The organism is Acidovorax sp. SUPP3434 (assembly GCF_030159015.1).
In the GTDB taxonomy this organism is placed as follows: domain Bacteria; phylum Pseudomonadota; class Gammaproteobacteria; order Burkholderiales; family Burkholderiaceae_C; genus Paracidovorax.
In genome coordinates this window covers 50,577-66,402 of the sequence record NZ_BQXL01000005.1, presented here as the reverse complement: position 1 = coordinate 66,402, position 15,826 = coordinate 50,577, and the positions used below count along the sequence as shown (strand labels likewise).

Here is a 15,826-nt window from a genome sequence, read left to right as displayed (position 1 = left end):
GCCGCCCTCCGCCGTGGGGCTGCTCGGCGCTACCCCCCACTGCGCGGGCGGGCCGGCAGCGGGGGCATGCGGCGCAGGCCGTCCACCGCATCGGCCTCGAAGTCCTTCCACAGCGCGTCGCGGCGCTGCAGGGTCTGCGCCACTTCGCCATGCCGCTGCTGCGCCACGGCGGACACCAGCGCGTTGCACAGGAAGAACGCGGCGGTGTAGGAGTCGAACGGGGACGCGTTCGCCGTGCCCACCAGCAGGCTGTGGTGGGCGCAGGCCACGATGGGCGCCGCCGCGCTGTCGGTGATCGCCACCACGGTGCATCCCTGCTGCCGGAAATGCTGCGCGGCCAGCAGCGCGCCGTTGGAATAGCGGCGGATGGTGAACACCAGCAGCATGTCCTGCGGCTCGGTCCACAGCAGCCGGTCCACCGCGAAGGGCGCGCCAGCGCCCAGTTCCAGCACCTGCGGCCGGCACATGTTCAGGTGGGTGGTGAGGTAGGAGGACACCGGCACGCTGTTTTTCTCGGCCATCACGAAGACACGCCCCTGGCAGCCGCTGATGGCCTGCACCACCGCCCCGAACACGCCCATGTCCAGGCCCTGCCGGGTGGCGGTGAGGTTGTGCTGGTCGTGCAGCAGCGCATCGTCCACGCACTCGGCCAGGGTGCGGTCGCTGCCGATGGTGGCTCGGGTGCGCTGGGCGGGCGTCTGCAGCAGCACGGTCACCTCGCTGCGGGCTTCGCGGCGCACCTCGGCCAGGCTGGCATAGCCCAGCTTGGCGAACAGCCGCACCACGGTGGAGGCGCTGGTGCCCGCGCGCGCGGCCATGGCGCTGGCCGAGTCGAGCAATCCATCGGGGTAGTGGCGCTGCAGGTCGTCCGCCAGCGCACGTTCGCTGGCCGTCAGGGTGGGGGCGTGGAGGACGAGCCGTTCGGTCAGGAGCATGGCAGGGATGGAGAAATCGACGGGGATGGGTGAGCGTAATCCAGCGCAGCCCCGCATGGCGAAGCACCGCGAGCACATTGCAATGACTGTTTCATGAATATATGATTATTGAAATATTCATTTCACTCGCGATGCCCATGACCACCACCATCGAAGCCGACTCCCCTGCCACCGGCCAGGCCCTGCCGCCGGCTGCGCAACCCCTGCTGGCCTGGCTGGCATCGCAGGAAAGCGCCATGTTCGATCTGCTGCGGCAGGTGGTGGACACCGACAGCGGCAGCGGCCATGTGGCAGGCCTGCAGCAGGTCGCGGCCCTGCTGCGCGGGCGACTGGAAGCGGCTGGCATCGCGGTGCAGACCCTGCCGCAGCCGGGCTGGGGCGAATGCCTGCTGGCCCGCATTCCGGGCAGCAACCCAACGGCCGCAGGCCACCTGCAACTCATGGGCCACATGGACACGGTGTTCCCCCTGGGCACGGCCGCCGAGCGCCCCTGGCGGGTGGAAGCCGGCAAGGCCTTCGGGCCCGGCGTGGCGGACATGAAATCCGGCCTGGTCATGAACGTCTTCGTGGCCGAGGCGCTGGCCCGGTTCGGCGGCAACGCCTCGCCCGTGCACCTGTTCTTCTCGTGCGACGAAGAAGTGGGCTCGCCCGCCTGCCGCACGGTGATCCGCGAAATTTCCCAGGGCGCGCGCGCCGTGCTCAACGCCGAGCCCGGCCGCATCACGGGCAACGTGGTGGTCGAGCGCAAGGGCTCGTACCGCATCGATTTCGAGGTGCAGGGCGTGGCCGCGCATGCCGGCATCAACCCCGCGCAGGGGGCCAGCGCCATCGAGGCCCTGGCGCGCAAGACGGTGGCCCTGCACGCGCTCAACGGCTGCGAGCCGGGCGTGACGCTCAACGTCGGCTTCATCCAGGGCGGCATGGCCTCCAACGTCGTCGCGCCGCTGGCGCGGGCCCATCTGGACCTGCGCTACACGGCCGAGAACGACCTCGAGGCCGTGCTGGCCCGCATCCGCGCGGTGATCGAAGAAGAATCGCTGCCCCGCACCAGTGGCCGCATCGTGGAGCAGACCGGCACGCTGCCCATGGCCAAAACCCCGGCCGACCTGCTGGCCGCCTACCAGCGCAGCGCGGCGCAGGTTGGCTTCGCGGTCGAGGGCGAATTCACCGGCGGGGCCGCCGACAGCGGCATCACCTCGTCGATGGGCATTCCCTCGCTGTGCGCGCTGGGCCCGGTGGGCGGATACGCCCACAGCGAGCGCGAGTTCTGCGACCTGACCACCTTCGTGCCACGGGCCCAGGCGCTGGCCCTCACCCTGCTCGCGCTGGGCTGACGGCGGGCCAGGCCGCGCCCTGTTTTCACCTTTGTCTTTTCATTTGCCATTGCCCCTGCCATGCCTGTTCGCAACGCCCCTTCCTCGCCTGACGCCTGCCACCTGACCCGCCGCCAGATCCTGGCCTCCAGCCTCGGGCTGGGCCTGGCCGGCCTGCCCGCCGTGGCCAGCCACGCGGCAGAGACCTACCCCGCGCGCCCGATCACGCTCGTCGTGCCCTTCCCGCCCGGCGGCTCTGTGGACGTGATGGCGCGGCAATACGCCGAGCCGCTCGGCCGCATCCTGGGCGTGCCCATGGTCATCGACAACAAGCCCGGCGCGGGCGGATCGATCGGCGCGCAGTTCGTGGCCCGTTCCAAAGCCGACGGCTACACGCTCGTGGTCTCGTCGCAAAGCAGCCACCTGGCCAATCCGCTCGTGCAGCCCAACCTGGGCTACGACCCCATCAAGGACTTCGACAACATCGCCATCCTGGGCCGCCAGCCCAACGTGCTCGTCGTGCACCCCAGCCTGCCGGTGAAGACCTTCGCCGAGTTCGTGGCCTACGCCAAGCAGCGCCCGGGCCAGCTCAACTTCTGCAGCGCCGGCGCCGGCAGCATGGGACAGCTCAATGTCGAAATGATGCAGCTGGCCATCGGCACACAGGCCGTGCACGTGCCCTACCGCGGCGGCTCTCCGCTCATCACCGCCGTGCTGGCCAACGAGGTGCAGTTCACGCTCGACAACCTGGTCATCTTCCTGCCGCACATCCAGGCCGGCAAGCTGCGCGCGCTGGCCGTGGCGTCGCCCCAGCGCCTGCCGCAGCTGCCCGACGTACCCACCTTCGCCGAGCTGGGCCAGGCCCCGCTCAACCAGACGTCGTGGACCGGCATCGCCGCGCCCGCCAACACGCCGCCCGCCATCGTGGCCACGCTGCACAAGGCCATCCGCACGGCAGCCATGGAACCCTCCATGCTGGAAAACCTGCGCGGCCGCGGCGTGATCGCGCCGGAGGACATGGCACCGGCCGGCTTCGAGAAGATGATGGCCGAGCGCCTGGTGGCCTACGGCGACGTGGTGCGCCGCGCCAACGTCAAGCCCGAGTAAGCCGCGCACCCGGCATCCCGCCCCGCCCACGCCGCTTCGGGGCCGGGGCTCCACATGCGCGGGCGGCACCCAAGCCCGGCGCATCTGTGGGAACATGGCGCGCAACACCACTGCCGCTGCTCCGCTGCCCATGCGCCCACCCCTTCACTCCCTGACCGCCCTGGCCCTGCTGGCCACGTTCGGCGGCGCCCCGCTGCTGGCCCAGGCCCAGGCGTCCTGCTCCAGCGACGGCGTGGCGCAGCCCGTGGCGCTGTACGAGCGCTTCATCAACGCCGACTGCGAATCGTGCTGGGCCGGGCCGCCTGCGCACGTACCCGGCGCCAGCGCGCTGGTGCTCGACTGGATCGTGCCCGGTGGGTTGGCGGACGATGCCCCCCTGTCCGCCGCCGCCACGCGCGATGCCCTGCAGCGACTGCAGGACCTCGGCCGCAGCGTGCCACCATTTTCAGACACCCACACCGCCGAGGTGCAGCCCCTGCCCGGCCGGCTGCGCGTGGCCAACGGCCTGGCGATGAACGACTACCTCGGCACCGGCATCGCCTTCCAGCCCGCGCCCCGCAATCTGCTGCCGGCTGGCAGCTACGCGTACACGCTGGTGCTGGTGGAGCGGGTGCCCGCGGGCACCGCAGGGACGCCGGTCGAACGGTATGTGGTTCGAAATGCCCTCCAGGGCAATTGGAACGCCGGCATTCCGCTATCGAAAAAGGAGCAATCCGCCTGGATCGACAACCGCTCCATGCGCACCCCGGAAGGCACCGACGCCGAGCGCCTGTTCGTCGCCGGCTGGCTGCAGGATGCGCAGGGCCGCATCGTGGCCGCGGCGCAGTCCCGCTGCGCAGCAGGGTCTTGAGCGGCGGGTAGAATCAGTCACCGGGCCCAAGTTTCTTGACGCCCGGTTTTTTTGTGCCTGCGCACAGCAGGGTCCGGTGCCGTCCATTGCGGCGGCACCCGCAGAGCCGGTCAGCAAGCCAAGCGCCCACCGTGGCGGAAATCCTTCCGCCGCGTCCTTCAATGGAGCTTGGAAATCTGATGGAAATCTTCGACTACGACAACGTCCTGCTGCTGCCGCGCAAATGCCGCGTGGAAAGCCGCTCCGAGTGCGATGCCAGCGTGACGCTGGGCCAGCGCAGCTTCCGCCTGCCCGTGGTGCCGGCCAACATGAAAACGGTGGTGGACGAGAAAATCTGCCGCTGGATGGCGCAGAACGGCTACTTCTACGTCATGCACCGCTTCGATCTGGACAACGTGCAGTTCGTGCGCGACATGCATGCGGCGGGGTGCTTCGCCTCCATCTCGCTGGGCGTGAAGCAGCCCGACTACGACACCGTGGACCAACTGGCCGCCGCCGGCCTCGTGCCCGAGTACGTCACCATCGACATCGCCCACGGCCACGCCGACACGGTGAAGAACATGATCGGCTACCTCAAGGACAAACTGCCTGGCGCGTTCGTCATCGCCGGCAACGTCGGCACGCCCGAGGCCATCATCGACCTGGAAAACTGGGGTGCCGATGCGACCAAGGTGGGCATCGGCCCGGGCAAGGTGTGCATCACCAAGCTCAAGACCGGCTTCGGCACCGGGGGCTGGCAGCTGTCGGCGCTCAAATGGTGCGCGCGCGTCGCGACCCGGCCCATCATCGCGGACGGCGGCATCCGCGACCATGGCGACATCGCCAAGAGCATCCGCTTCGGCGCGACCATGGTCATGATCGGCTCGCTGTTCGCAGGCCATGAAGAGTCCCCGGGCCAGACGGTGGAAGTGGACGGCGCGCTGTTCAAGGAATACTACGGCTCTGCCAGCGACTTCAACAAGGGCGAGTACAAGCACGTGGAGGGCAAGCGCATCCTCGAGCCCATCAAGGGCACGCTGGCCAGTACCCTGGTGGAGATGGAGCAGGACGTGCAAAGCTCGATCAGCTACTCCGGCGGCCGCAAGCTCATGGACATCCGCAAGGTGAACTACGTGATCCTGGGTGGCGACAACGCAGGCGAGCATCTGCTCATGTGAAAGACCGCCGGACGGCCGGCGATCAGCACGTGATGACGGCAATTTTTTCTGCGGGACTTGCAGACGCCTCAAATCTTGGTGCATAATTCAAGGCTCTGCAGCAATGCAGACAACTTTTCAAAAAGTGGGTTCTTAGCTCAGTTGGTAGAGCAGCGGACTCTTAATCCGTAGGTCGAGTGTTCGAGTCACTCAGGACCCACCACTTATACAAGCCGCAAGGCAAAAAAAGCCGACGCTATCAAACATAGCGCCGGCTTTTTGCATTTCCGCCGCCGCTTCGTGGAAAGCACCCAGCACCTCTGCATTCCATGCACGCCACGGCGTCCTGTCGGGCAATCCCTCCGGCAGTGGGCGCGTTCTGCCTACAGCCGCCGCCGCTGCGTGCGCCTTAGGTTCATGTCTTCCCCCTTCTTTTCTTCAGGAGACCGACATGAACCAAGCCGCAGGTGTGCAACCCGATCGCATCGACGTCAACGACGCCGCCCTCGTCACCCAATGGGCCGACAAGCTCGCAGTGAGCGAGCTGCAATTGAAAGAGGCCGTGCAAGCCGTCGGCGACAAGGCGGCCGATGTGGAGATGCACCTCAAGGGTTCACGCAGCATCACCAACGATGACCGCGTGGAACAGCTCGGCGCTGATCGCTGAACCCCGCCGATCGCCCTCAATGACCCAAAAGACCCTGGCCGATCTGGCCGAGAAGATGCGCGACATCGACATCGCCATGCTGTCCACCCACACCGACGGCGGCACCATTGCCGGCCGGCCGATGAGCAACAACCGCGAGGTCGATTACGACGGCACGTCGTGCTATTTCACCTGGGAGCAATCCCGCATGGTGGCCGACATCGAACGTGCGCCCCAGGTATCGCTCGCCTTCCAAGGCGCCAAGGCCTTCCTGGTGGCCGTGCAGGGGAACGCCGAGCTGGTGCGTGACCGAGCCGCCTTCGCCGAGCACTGGACGCCCGACTTGGACCACTGGTTCAAGGATGGCATCGATACCCAGGGGCTGGTGATGATCCGGGTGAAAGCCTCCCGCATCCACTACTGGGATGGCGAAGACGGCGGCGACATCACCGTCTGATGCCATTGCGCCGCCTGGCGCGCCCGGGGCGGACCTGCACACGCAGGGCGCGTACAGCAGCCCATCAGCATGCAGGCCCAGGAGGGCATCAGCCCCCGTCGCCCGCCGTGCCGGTGATCGGCAGCACGATGCCGGTGATGTAGCTGGAGCACACGGGCGAGGCCAGGAACACGTAGGCCGGCGAAATCTCTTCCGGCTGCGCGGGCCGGCCCAGCTGGGTCTTGCTGCCGAATTCGGCAATGCCCTCTTCGCTGCGGTCCGCCGGATTCAGCGGTGTCCACACGGGGCCGGGCGCCACGGCGTTGACGCGGATGCCTTGCTCGGCCAGGTTGCTGGCCAGCGCTTTGGTGAACGCATGGATCGCGCCTTTGGTGGCGGAATAGTCCAGCAGTTCCTTGCTGCCGCGCAGCCCGGTGACCGAGCCGGTGTTGATGATCGCGGCCCCGCGCTGGAGGTGCGGCAGCGCCGCCTGGGCCATGTGGAAATAGCCATAGACATTGGTCTTGAAGGTTTCGTCGAAGCGCTCCTCAGTCAGATCCGCCAGGGATTCGGCATGCTCCTGGAAGGCCGCGTTGTTGACCAGCACGTCCAGCTTGCCGAACGCCGACACCGTCTTGCGCACGGCACGCTGGCAGAACGCTGCGCTCTTCACATCGCCGGGGATCAGGATGCAGCGGCGCCCCTCCTGCTCGACATGCTGGCGCGTGGCCTCGGCATCTTCGTGTTCGTTGAGATAGACGATGGCCACGTCGGCGCCTTCGCGGGCGAATAGGACGGCCACCGCCCGGCCGATGCCGGAATCGCCGCCCGTGACGATGGCGGAGAAACCGTCGAGCTTGCCGCTGCCCCGGTATTGGGGCGCCTCGAACTGCGGCGCCAGTTCCATGTCGGCCTCACGCCCCGGCTTTTCCAGGTGCTGCCGCGGCATGGGTGGCACGGGGGCTGCACGGCCGGCGCCGGGGGCGGCGGTCTTGGCCGCAGCGCCCTTCTTGGCTGGGGCGGCAGGTCGAGAGGGTTTGGCCTGGTCCTTCGCGTCCTGCTCGCGCTGAATTCGCACCTGCTTGCGTGCGACCGCTTCGGTGTCCGGGCTCTCCGCCGTGCGGGCGTTGCCCCGGGCTTTGGTGGCACCGGGTGTGCCGTTGCGGGTCTTGGCTTTGGAGGAGGGAGAGGTGGGCATGAAAGGCTCCTGAGGGAATGGCGGACCGTGGCACGGCGCGCCCGCTGAAGGGTGGGCCGGCCGACGAAGACACCCAAGGCTGCGTGCGCAGCCCGGGCGATCGCGTCGGAAAACGCGCCGTCCGAATGCAAGCGGTCCCTCGGGGACGGCCTTGCGATCGACGGGGTGCCCGCTTCGGGGACGCACCACCCCCTGGACCCAGCGCGTTTCAGGCCCAATAAAGCACGCGGCGATAATGCAGCGCACATGCCCTCCCTGCGCCACGTCCGCTTCCTCGCCCGCCTGATCCTGGCGTGGTTCGTGGCGTCGCTCGGCGTGGCGGTGGCGGCACCGCTGATGCATCCGCAGCGCATCGAATGGGTGTGCTCGGCAGGTGGCGAGCCGCGGTGGATGGTGGCCGGCGCGGGCGAAGATGCCGCCGTGCCTGCGCACCATGGCCTGGAGTGTCCGCTGTGCCTGCCGACGGTACTGCCGCCGCCCTCGACCCAGGCGAGCGCGCATGCCCAGGCGCTGCCGACGCACCTTCCCGCGCCGCTCTACCGCGCTCCGCAGACCACGCTGGCCGGTGCGCCCTTTCCCCCTCGGGCACCGCCGCTGGCGGCATGAACACCGGGCCGGTCCCCACCGTGCTGACCGGCCCGTCGCCTTGCCCCCGCCACCCCGTTAACGGACCGCTGCGGGCATTGGCCTTCTGCGCAGCCCCGCGCATGCCGTTGATCCGTTTTCCGCATTCAAGGAGCTTTCATGCCCAAGACCCCCTTTTCCGCTTTCGCCATCGCCATGGCCCTTTTGACGGCCACGGCCGCCCATTCCCAAGTCACCGTGCAGGACGCCTGGGTGCGCGCCTCGGTGCCGAACCAGAAGGCCACCGGCGCCTTCATGCGGCTGAACGCCGCGAAAAGCACGCGCCTGGTATCGGTCAGCTCGCCCGCCGCGCCGCTGGCGGAAATCCACGAGATGAAGATGGAAGGCGACGTGATGAAGATGCGCGAGGTGCCCGCGATCGACCTGCCCGCGGGCAAGGCCGTGGACCTCAAGCCCGGCGGCTACCACGTCATGCTGATGGATTTGCCCAAGCCCGTGAAGGAAGGCGACACGGTGCCGCTCACGCTGGTCTTCGAAGGCCAGGACGGCAAGCGCGAGTCGCTGGAGGTGAAGGCCCAGGCGCGCGCGGTGAGCGCCAGCCAGGCACCGGCGGCCCACGGCGACCACAAGCACTGATCTGGCGAGCGGCATGGCGTGCAGCGCGCAGCACGCCATGCCTTTTTTGGGCCTCGCGCGCTCGGCCAAGGCACGGGCCAGGGCCGCGGACCGGCACAATACCGCGCTCGCCCACGATGCCGCCCCACCCCTTGCCTACCGCCTTGCGCCCTTCCCACCCCTTTCGATCGTCCGCTGTGTGGTGGTGCCTGCTGGCCTGGTGGATGGCGGGCGCCGCGCACGCAGGCATCCGCATCGCCGACGACCGGCAGCAGACCGTGGAGCTGCCACGGCCGGCGGCGCGCATCGTGTCGCTGCAGCCCTCGCTCACCGAGACGCTTTGCGCCCTGGGCGCCTGCGATCGCCTCGTCGGCGTGGACCGGCACTCCAACTGGCCCGAGTCGGTGCGCCAGCTGCCGCAGGTGGGCAGCCTGGCGGACGCGCACGTGGAGCGCATCATCGCGCTGCGGCCCGATCTGGTGCTGGTGCGCCCGCGCAACCGCGTGGTCGAGCGGCTGGAGGGCCTGGGCATCAAGGTACTGGCGCTGGACGCCAAAACGCATGCGGACATGCGGCGCAACATGGAGGCGGTGGCACAGGCCATCGGCAAACCGGGCGCGGGCGAAGCGCTGTGGCACCGCACCGACGTGCGGCTGGACGAAGCCCGCGCCCGGGTGCCGGCCGCGTGGCAGGGCCGGCGCGTGTACTTCGAACTGCACGGCGGCTCGGCAGCGGCGAGCGAGGCCTCGTTCATTGGCGAAACGCTGGCCCGCCTGGGACTGCGCAACGTGGTGCCCGGCAGCCTGGGCGCGTTTCCCAAGCTGGGCCCGGAATATGCGGTGCGGGCCGAGCCCGACCTGCTCATCACCAACGAAGGCCGCGGCACGCCGCCGATCGCCGCGCGCCCGGGCTGGGGCACCATGGAGGCGGTGCAGCGCGGTCGGTTCTGCCGCATCGCCGAATCGCACTTCGACGTGATGGTGCGGCCGGGTCCGCGCATCGACGAGGCAGCGCGGGAAATCCTGGATTGCCTGGCATCGGTGGACCGGCGCTCCACGCCACCGTGAGGGCCGTGGCCGCCATGGCGGCAGCGATGGCACGGACAGGCAAGATCGCTATCAAAAATATAGCGATATGCCCTAGTATCAATTGTCCTCCAGGCCATTTTGGCACTGAGAACGCCGCTGATTCAGCGGTGGCAGCTCACTTTTCCATAGCGGCTGGAAGGTCCTCCACGCCATCCGCCCTCCAATAGCGCGCCTGCCACAACTGTGCCAGCCGCTCGGCCTGGTGCAAGGGCACGCGGGCCACGTCGAAGTCCACCACGCAGGCCTCGCGCGCCACCGCCGGCCGGCCCGGCTGCTCGCGCGTTCGGGCGTCGGTGAGCAGCCAGAGCCACCCTTGCCGCTCTCGCGCGCCCTGCAGCACCTGGGCCGCCAGGTCCACCGCGCCGTGCAGCGGCGTGCCGCCCCCGCCGCCGATGGGCGATACCCAGCCGTCGCTCCAGGCGGGCGCGCGTTGGGGCGGCACGCGCAACTGCACGCCGCTGCCACCGAAGCACAGCAGCGCCACGTCGTCGCGGTGGCGGTAAGCCTCGCCCATCAGCGCCAGCAGCACGCCCTTGGCGCGCGCCAGGGCACCGCTCGCCACCATGGAGGCCGAGCAGTCCAGCACGAAGCAATGCAGCCGCCCCGTGCGGACCTGTACGGGCTGGTGGCGCAGGTGTTCCCGCTGTAGTTGGACGGCAGCACCCCGCGCCATGAAGGTGCGCGGCCAATCCCAGGGCCCCGGCTCGCTGCCGCGCAGGTCAGGCGTTCCATCGCCCCGCCCCCGGTCTCCCTGGCGCGCCGCGGCACGCCCGGGGCGGGGGCTCAGGCTTTTTTTGGTGCGCTGTCCTGTCCGCCGCGCGGCACCAGCGGCCGCACGGGTTTGAAGGCCTGGGTGCCCACGGGCTCGGGGGGCAAGGCGCCCCAGTCCGCAGCCCCGGTGGAAAGGGCGCCGCCGCTGTCGGCAGGGCCATCTCCCTCGCTCCCATCCCCTGGTGTGGCGCTTTCGCTCGGGCGGCCCTCCCGCTGCGTGCCCGGGGGCTTCTCCACGCTCGGCCCCAGGGCCGGCAGGGGCGGTGGAGGCGCCTCGGCATCCGCGTGGCGGCGGTGCGCGAGCACCAGTTCCGCGACCGGCGTCACATGGCGGGCCTCCACGGCGCAGGCGCCCTCCCACGCGGCCAACGCGCGGGCGGCGCGCAACATCACGATGTCCGCGCGCAGCCCGTCCACGAGGGCGGCGATGCAGCGCTCGCCGACATCGGCCAGCACCGCATCCGGCCACGGCAGCGCGCCGGGCTGGGCGATGCGCTCGCGCGCCGCGCGCAGGCGCTGCGACAGGTCGGCCTGGGCGTCGGCAAAGCGCGCGCGAAAGCCTTCCGGGTCCATGTCGAACGCCAGGCGCGAGCGCACGATGGCCTGGCGCTCGGCCGGCTCCACTACGTTGGCCAAGCGCACGCAAAGGCCCAGCCGGTCCAGCAGCTGCGGCCGCAATTGGCCTTCTTCCGGATTCATGGTGCCCACGAGCACGAAGCGCGCGGCGTGGCGGTGCGAGATGCCGTCGCGCTCCACCACGTTGACGCCGCTGGCGGCCGCGTCCAGCAGCACGTCGACCAGCGCATCGGGCAGCAGGTTGATCTCGTCCACGTAGAGCACGCCGCCGTGCGCGCGCGCCAGCAGGCCGGGCGCAAAGCGCACCGCGTTGCCGGCCATGGCCTGTTCCAGGTCCAGCGTGCCGGCAAGGTGTTCCAGCGATGCGCCGAGCGGCAGCGTGACGAAGGGCGCGCCTTCGATCAGCTCGGCCAGGGCGCGCGCGGCGGTCGATTTGGCCGTGCCGCGCGGGCCTTCGATCAGCACGCCCCCCAGCTGCGGATCGATGGCGGCGAGCAGCAGCGCCTGGCGCAGTTGCGGCTGGCCGGCAACGGCGGCGAAGGGAAAAAGCGCGGGCAGGGAAGGAGTGGCGTCTTGCATGGGGAGGGGTGGGAGAGGCGATGTCAGCGCCGATCGCGGCCTTGGCCATGCGGTCGATGCGGTCCGGCTGCCAGGGGCGATGTTGCGGGCCGTGTTGCGGGCCGTTGCGCAGATCGGGGTGCGTGGGGTGTCATCCGCGGGCGCCCTCCTGCGCTTGCTCGTGCTCCAGCAGCAGGTCTTGCAGCGCCTGGCGGTAGTCGCCCGGCACCTGCCACAGGCCGCGCTGCATGGCCTCCAGCAGGCGCTCGAGCATGTCGCGCAAGGCGGCGGGGTTGTGGGCGCGCACGAAGTCGCGGGTGCCGGCGTCCAGCACATAGGCATCGGCCACCAGCGCGTAGTGGTGGTCGCTCACCTGGCGCGTGGTGGCATCGAAGCCGAACAGGTAGTCCACCGTGGCCGCCATTTCGAAGGCGCCCTTGTAGCCGTGGCGCTTGGCGCCGTCGATCCACTTGGGGTTGGTGACGCGCGCGCGCACCACCCGGCCGATCTCTTCCTTCAGGGTGCGGATGCGAGGCGCCTGGGGGTTGGCGTGGTCGCCGTGGTACAGGGCGGGCTGCCGGCCCGACAGGTGCCGCACGGCGGCGGCCATGCCGCCCTGGAACTGGTAGTAGTCGCTGGAGTCGAGCAGGTCGTGTTCGCGGCTGTCCTGGTTCTGCGCCACCACGTCCAGGCCCTGCAGTCGGCGCGCGAGCGCATCGCCCGCGGGCTCGCCCGCGGCGTCCTGCCCGTAGGCATGGGCGCTCCAGCCCACGTAGGCGCGTGCCAGGTCGCCGTCGTCTTGCCAGTCGCCGGTCTGGAACAGGCCGTTCAGGCCCGAGCCGTAGTGGCCGGGCGGTGCGCCGAACACGCGCCAGCCGGCCTGGCGGCGTGCAGCGGCCGCGTCCACGCCCCGCTGCTGCAGCGCGGCGCATTCTTCGAGGATGCGGGCGCGGATGGGGTTTTCCTCGGCGTCCTCGGCCTCCAGCGCCGCCACGGCCTGCACGGCCGCATCGAACATCTGCACCGTGCCGGGGAAGGCATCGCGGAAAAAGCCCGAGATGCGCAGGGTGACGTCGATGCGCGGGCGGCCCAGCCCCACGCGCGGCACCACCTCGAAATCGACCACGCGCTGGCTGCCCGCCGCCCAGCGGGGCCGCACGCCGATCAGCGCGAAGGCCTGGGCGATGTCGTCGCCGCCCGTGCGCATGGTGGCCGTGCCCCAGACCGACAGGCCCAGCGTGCGCGGGTACTCGCCGTGCTCCTGCAGGTAGCGCTCCAGGATGCGCTGGGCGGACTGCTGGCCCAGCTCCCAGGCGGTCCGGGTGGGAATGGCGCGCGTGTCCAGGGTGTAGAAGTTGCGCCCCGTGGGCAGCACGTCGGGCCGGCCGCGCGACGGCGAGCCGCTCGGGCCCGGCGGCACGAACAGCCCGCGCAGGCCGCGCAGCAGCTGCCCCAACTCTTGGCCACCGCAGGCGTCCAGCGCGGGCGCCAGCGTGCCCTGCACCCGCGCGAGCACGGCCTGGGTGCGCGGCCAGGCTGCGGCCGGCGCGCCGTCCTCCAGCAGTTGCTGGGCGAGCAGCTCCAGCCGCTCGCGCGTGTCGCCGTGGTGCCGCCAGGGGCTGGCGTCCACGGCCTGCAGCGCTTGGGGCCGTGGGCCCTGCCAGGGCTGCGCCGCCTCGATCTGCAGCGGGTCGAAGGGATCGCCGGGCAACAGGTCGTCGGCCATGGCCTGCAGCAGCCCGGCCTGAGCGCCCTGCCCGTCGCCGGCCGGGTAGCGGGCCAGCGCCAGCAGCGTGTCGCGCCGCTGGCGCCCCGTCGGCGAGGCGCCGAAGACATGCAGGCCGTCGCGGATCTGCGTTTCCTTCAGCTCGCACAGGTAGGCGTCGATGCGCGCGAGGATGGCATCGTCGTCCGGCGCGCTACCGGCCGGCGCGGCCAGGTCCAGCTCTTCAAGCAGGTGCTGGCGGCGCACCGCATCCAGGATCTGCCGGCGCAGCAGCGTGGCGCGGCGCGCATCCACCAGCAGCGCGTCGTAGTACTCGTCCACCAGGCGCTCCAGGTCCTGCAGCGGGCCGTGGTTTTCGGCGCGGGTGAGCGGCGGCATCAGGTGGTCGATGATGACCGCCTGGCTGCGGCGCTTGGCCTGCGCGCCCTCGCCCGGGTCGTTCACGATGAAAGGGTACAGGTGGGGCAGCGGTCCCAGGATCGCATCAGGCCAGCACACCTGCGACAGTGCCAGGCTCTTGCCGGGCAGCCATTCGAGGTTGCCGTGCTTGCCCACGTGCACTACCGCGTCGATGGCGAACACATCGCGCAGCCAGAAGTAAAAGGCCAGGTAGCCATGCGGCGGCACCAGCTCGGCATCGTGGTAGCTTGCGTAGTCCTGCGCACCGGCAGTGCCCTGTCCTGGCGCCGCCGCATTGGCACGCGCCGGCTGGATGCCGATGAACACATTCCCCTGCCGCAGGCCCGCGATCATGAAGCGGCCCTGGCGCAGCAGCGGGTCGGCCTCGGGCGGGCCCCAGCGGTCGTGGATGGCTTGCGCCATGCCCTCCGGCAATGCGTCCAGCCGCGCGCGATAGTCGGCCAGGGCGTAGCTCTGCCAGGCGGGACGCAGCGGCCACTGCGCGGGGTCGTTCGCAATGCCCTGCTGCAGCACGCGCATGAGCGCATCGCCATCGGCCGGCGCGGCCGCGGCGTCGCCCAGGGCGTAACCCTCGGCGCGCAGGCGCTGCAGGATGCCGATCACCGACGCGGGTGTGTCCAGGCCCACGCCGCTGCCCAGGCGCCCCTCGCTGCCGGGGTAGTTGGCCAACACCAGCGCCAGCCTTTTGTCCGGGTTGGGAAGGCCCCGCAGCCGGCACCAGCGCTGGGCCAGCGCAGCGACGAACGCCACCCGGTCGGGCTCGGGCTGGTAGGCCACCACGTCGGCCTGCGTGAACGTGCAGCGGTGCGACAGCCCCTTGAAGCTGATGGCGCGCGTGACGATGCGCCCGTCCATCTCGGGCAGCACCACCTGCATGGCGATGTCGCGCGGGCGCAGGCCCTGGCTGTCCGCCCACCAGTCCTCGCGGTTTCCGCCGCTGGCGATCACCTGCAGCACCGGTGCATCGCCCGCGAGCGCGGCCCCCTCCTCCAGCGCCGCGAAGGCCGTGGTGTTCAGCACGAGCTGCACCGCATGCTGGCGGCACAGGTCCTGCAGGGTGGACAGGCACAGCGGGTCCTTGAGCGAATCGAGCGCCACCGGCAAGGGGTTGAGCCCCTGTCCGGCCAGCGCCAGCGCCAGCGCGTCGAACGCCGCGGTGTTGCCCGCCATGAGGTGCGAGCGGTAGAACACCAGCGCCACCACCGGCGCGCCCGGCGCCCAGACCGCGCGCAGATCGTCGATGCCGGGCACGGTGTGCCCCGCCGGACGCGCCACGCCCAGCGCCGGCGGCACATGCACGGCGGCCTGCGGCAGGCTGCGCGGCGGCAGCGGCGCATCGCCATGGTCCAGCCCGTGGAAGGCCACCGCGCGCAGGAACTGCATCGCATTGCCCGCGCCGCCGGCGCGCAGGTACTGCCACAGCCCATGGCACACCGAAGGGGGCAGCGTGCTGCGCTCCACCAGGTGCGGGTCTTCCTGCAGGTCGCCCGAGAACATGGCCAGTCGCAGCCCCTGCCGGCGCGCGAGCGCGCCGATCTGCTGGATGCCGTAGGGCCAGGCCGATTCGGAACCCAGGTGGTCCACGATCACCACGCGCGCGTGGCGCAGCACCTCGTCCAGGTACAGGTCCAGCGACGCGGGCTGGCGCAGGTACAGCAGGTTGGCCACCCGCACCGAGGGAAAGCCCGGCTGCGTGCGCGCCAGTTCGGCACAGGCGGCCGAAAGCAGCGAGAGCGTGGTGTCGGCCGAACTGAGCACGACGATGTCCGCCGGGCTCTGGTCCAGGCGGGTGATGACGGTCTCGTCCTCGACGAAGCCGCCCGGGCGGGTGCTCAGCAGGTGCATGCGGGCGGGCCGGGCCGGACT

The 15,826-nt window shown here is 70.4% G+C and carries 14 protein-coding genes and 1 tRNA gene; 10 read left to right on the top strand and 5 right to left on the bottom strand.

Annotation, left to right across the window (positions count from 1 at the left end; all coding sequences use genetic code 11):
- Positions 1-29 precede the first annotated feature (29 nt).
- Positions 30-935 carry a MurR/RpiR family transcriptional regulator gene (locus tag AVKW3434_RS10705; protein WP_284405827.1) on the bottom strand — a complete coding sequence of 302 codons (906 nt, stop codon included), beginning with the start codon at positions 933-935 and terminating at the stop codon, positions 30-32.
- A 137-nt stretch (positions 936-1,072) separates the two neighbouring features.
- Between AVKW3434_RS10705 and AVKW3434_RS10700 the strand changes: the two genes are divergently transcribed.
- The 7 genes from AVKW3434_RS10700 to AVKW3434_RS10670 all read left to right on the top strand — a co-directional run bounded on the left by AVKW3434_RS10700 (position 1,073) and on the right by AVKW3434_RS10670 (position 6,444).
- Entirely contained in the window at positions 1,073-2,269 is a 1,197-nt protein-coding gene (locus tag AVKW3434_RS10700) for a M20 family metallopeptidase (protein ID WP_284405826.1), read from the top strand.
- 60 nt (positions 2,270-2,329) lie between these two features.
- Positions 2,330-3,355, top strand: a complete 1,026-nt coding sequence (locus AVKW3434_RS10695) for a Bug family tripartite tricarboxylate transporter substrate binding protein (RefSeq protein ID WP_284405825.1) — start codon at positions 2,330-2,332, stop codon at positions 3,353-3,355.
- 130 nt (positions 3,356-3,485) lie between these two features.
- Positions 3,486-4,205 carry a hypothetical protein gene (locus AVKW3434_RS10690; RefSeq protein WP_284405824.1) on the top strand — a complete coding sequence of 240 codons (720 nt, stop codon included), beginning with the start codon at positions 3,486-3,488 and terminating at the stop codon, positions 4,203-4,205.
- Between the two features lie 179 nt (positions 4,206-4,384).
- On the top strand, positions 4,385-5,362 hold the full coding sequence (locus tag AVKW3434_RS10685) for a GMP reductase (RefSeq protein WP_284395067.1): 978 nt from the start codon (positions 4,385-4,387) through the stop codon (positions 5,360-5,362).
- A gap of 126 nt (positions 5,363-5,488) precedes the next feature.
- A tRNA-Lys gene (locus tag AVKW3434_RS10680) sits at positions 5,489-5,564 on the top strand.
- Positions 5,565-5,792: 228 nt separating this feature from the next.
- A complete protein-coding gene (locus AVKW3434_RS10675; RefSeq protein WP_272564590.1) occupies positions 5,793-6,008 on the top strand; it encodes a DUF3606 domain-containing protein in 216 nt (71 codons plus the stop codon).
- Between the two features lie 19 nt (positions 6,009-6,027).
- Entirely contained in the window at positions 6,028-6,444 is a 417-nt protein-coding gene (locus tag AVKW3434_RS10670; RefSeq protein WP_284405823.1) for a pyridoxamine 5'-phosphate oxidase family protein, read from the top strand.
- Positions 6,445-6,532: 88 nt separating this feature from the next.
- On the opposite strand, the gene AVKW3434_RS10665 is transcribed toward AVKW3434_RS10670, so the two are convergent.
- Positions 6,533-7,621, bottom strand: coding sequence for an SDR family oxidoreductase (locus AVKW3434_RS10665; RefSeq protein WP_284405822.1), 1,089 nt, complete (start codon positions 7,619-7,621; stop codon positions 6,533-6,535).
- Between the two features lie 246 nt (positions 7,622-7,867).
- Between AVKW3434_RS10665 and AVKW3434_RS10660 the strand changes: the two genes are divergently transcribed.
- The 3 genes from AVKW3434_RS10660 to AVKW3434_RS10650 all read left to right on the top strand — a co-directional run bounded on the left by AVKW3434_RS10660 (position 7,868) and on the right by AVKW3434_RS10650 (position 9,888).
- Entirely contained in the window at positions 7,868-8,227 is a 360-nt protein-coding gene (locus AVKW3434_RS10660) for a hypothetical protein (protein WP_284405821.1), read from the top strand.
- Between the two features lie 138 nt (positions 8,228-8,365).
- Positions 8,366-8,842 (top strand): copper chaperone PCu(A)C, encoded by a 477-nt coding sequence (locus tag AVKW3434_RS10655; RefSeq protein WP_284405820.1) that lies wholly within the window; start codon positions 8,366-8,368, stop codon positions 8,840-8,842.
- Between the two features lie 131 nt (positions 8,843-8,973).
- Complete coding sequence (locus AVKW3434_RS10650; RefSeq protein WP_502869051.1) at positions 8,974-9,888, top strand: ABC transporter substrate-binding protein; 915 nt, start codon at positions 8,974-8,976, stop codon at positions 9,886-9,888.
- 136 nt (positions 9,889-10,024) lie between these two features.
- On the opposite strand, the gene AVKW3434_RS10645 is transcribed toward AVKW3434_RS10650, so the two are convergent.
- From AVKW3434_RS10645 to cobN, 3 genes are all read right to left on the bottom strand, one after another.
- Complete coding sequence (locus tag AVKW3434_RS10645; protein ID WP_284405819.1) at positions 10,025-10,582, bottom strand: vWA domain-containing protein; 558 nt, start codon at positions 10,580-10,582, stop codon at positions 10,025-10,027.
- A 110-nt stretch (positions 10,583-10,692) separates the two neighbouring features.
- Positions 10,693-11,835, bottom strand: a complete 1,143-nt coding sequence (locus AVKW3434_RS10640) for a magnesium chelatase ATPase subunit I (RefSeq protein ID WP_284405818.1) — start codon at positions 11,833-11,835, stop codon at positions 10,693-10,695.
- Between the two features lie 130 nt (positions 11,836-11,965).
- Complete coding sequence (cobN, locus tag AVKW3434_RS10635) at positions 11,966-15,805, bottom strand: cobaltochelatase subunit CobN (RefSeq protein WP_284405817.1); 3,840 nt, start codon at positions 15,803-15,805, stop codon at positions 11,966-11,968.
- Between the last annotated feature and the right edge of the window lie 21 nt (positions 15,806-15,826).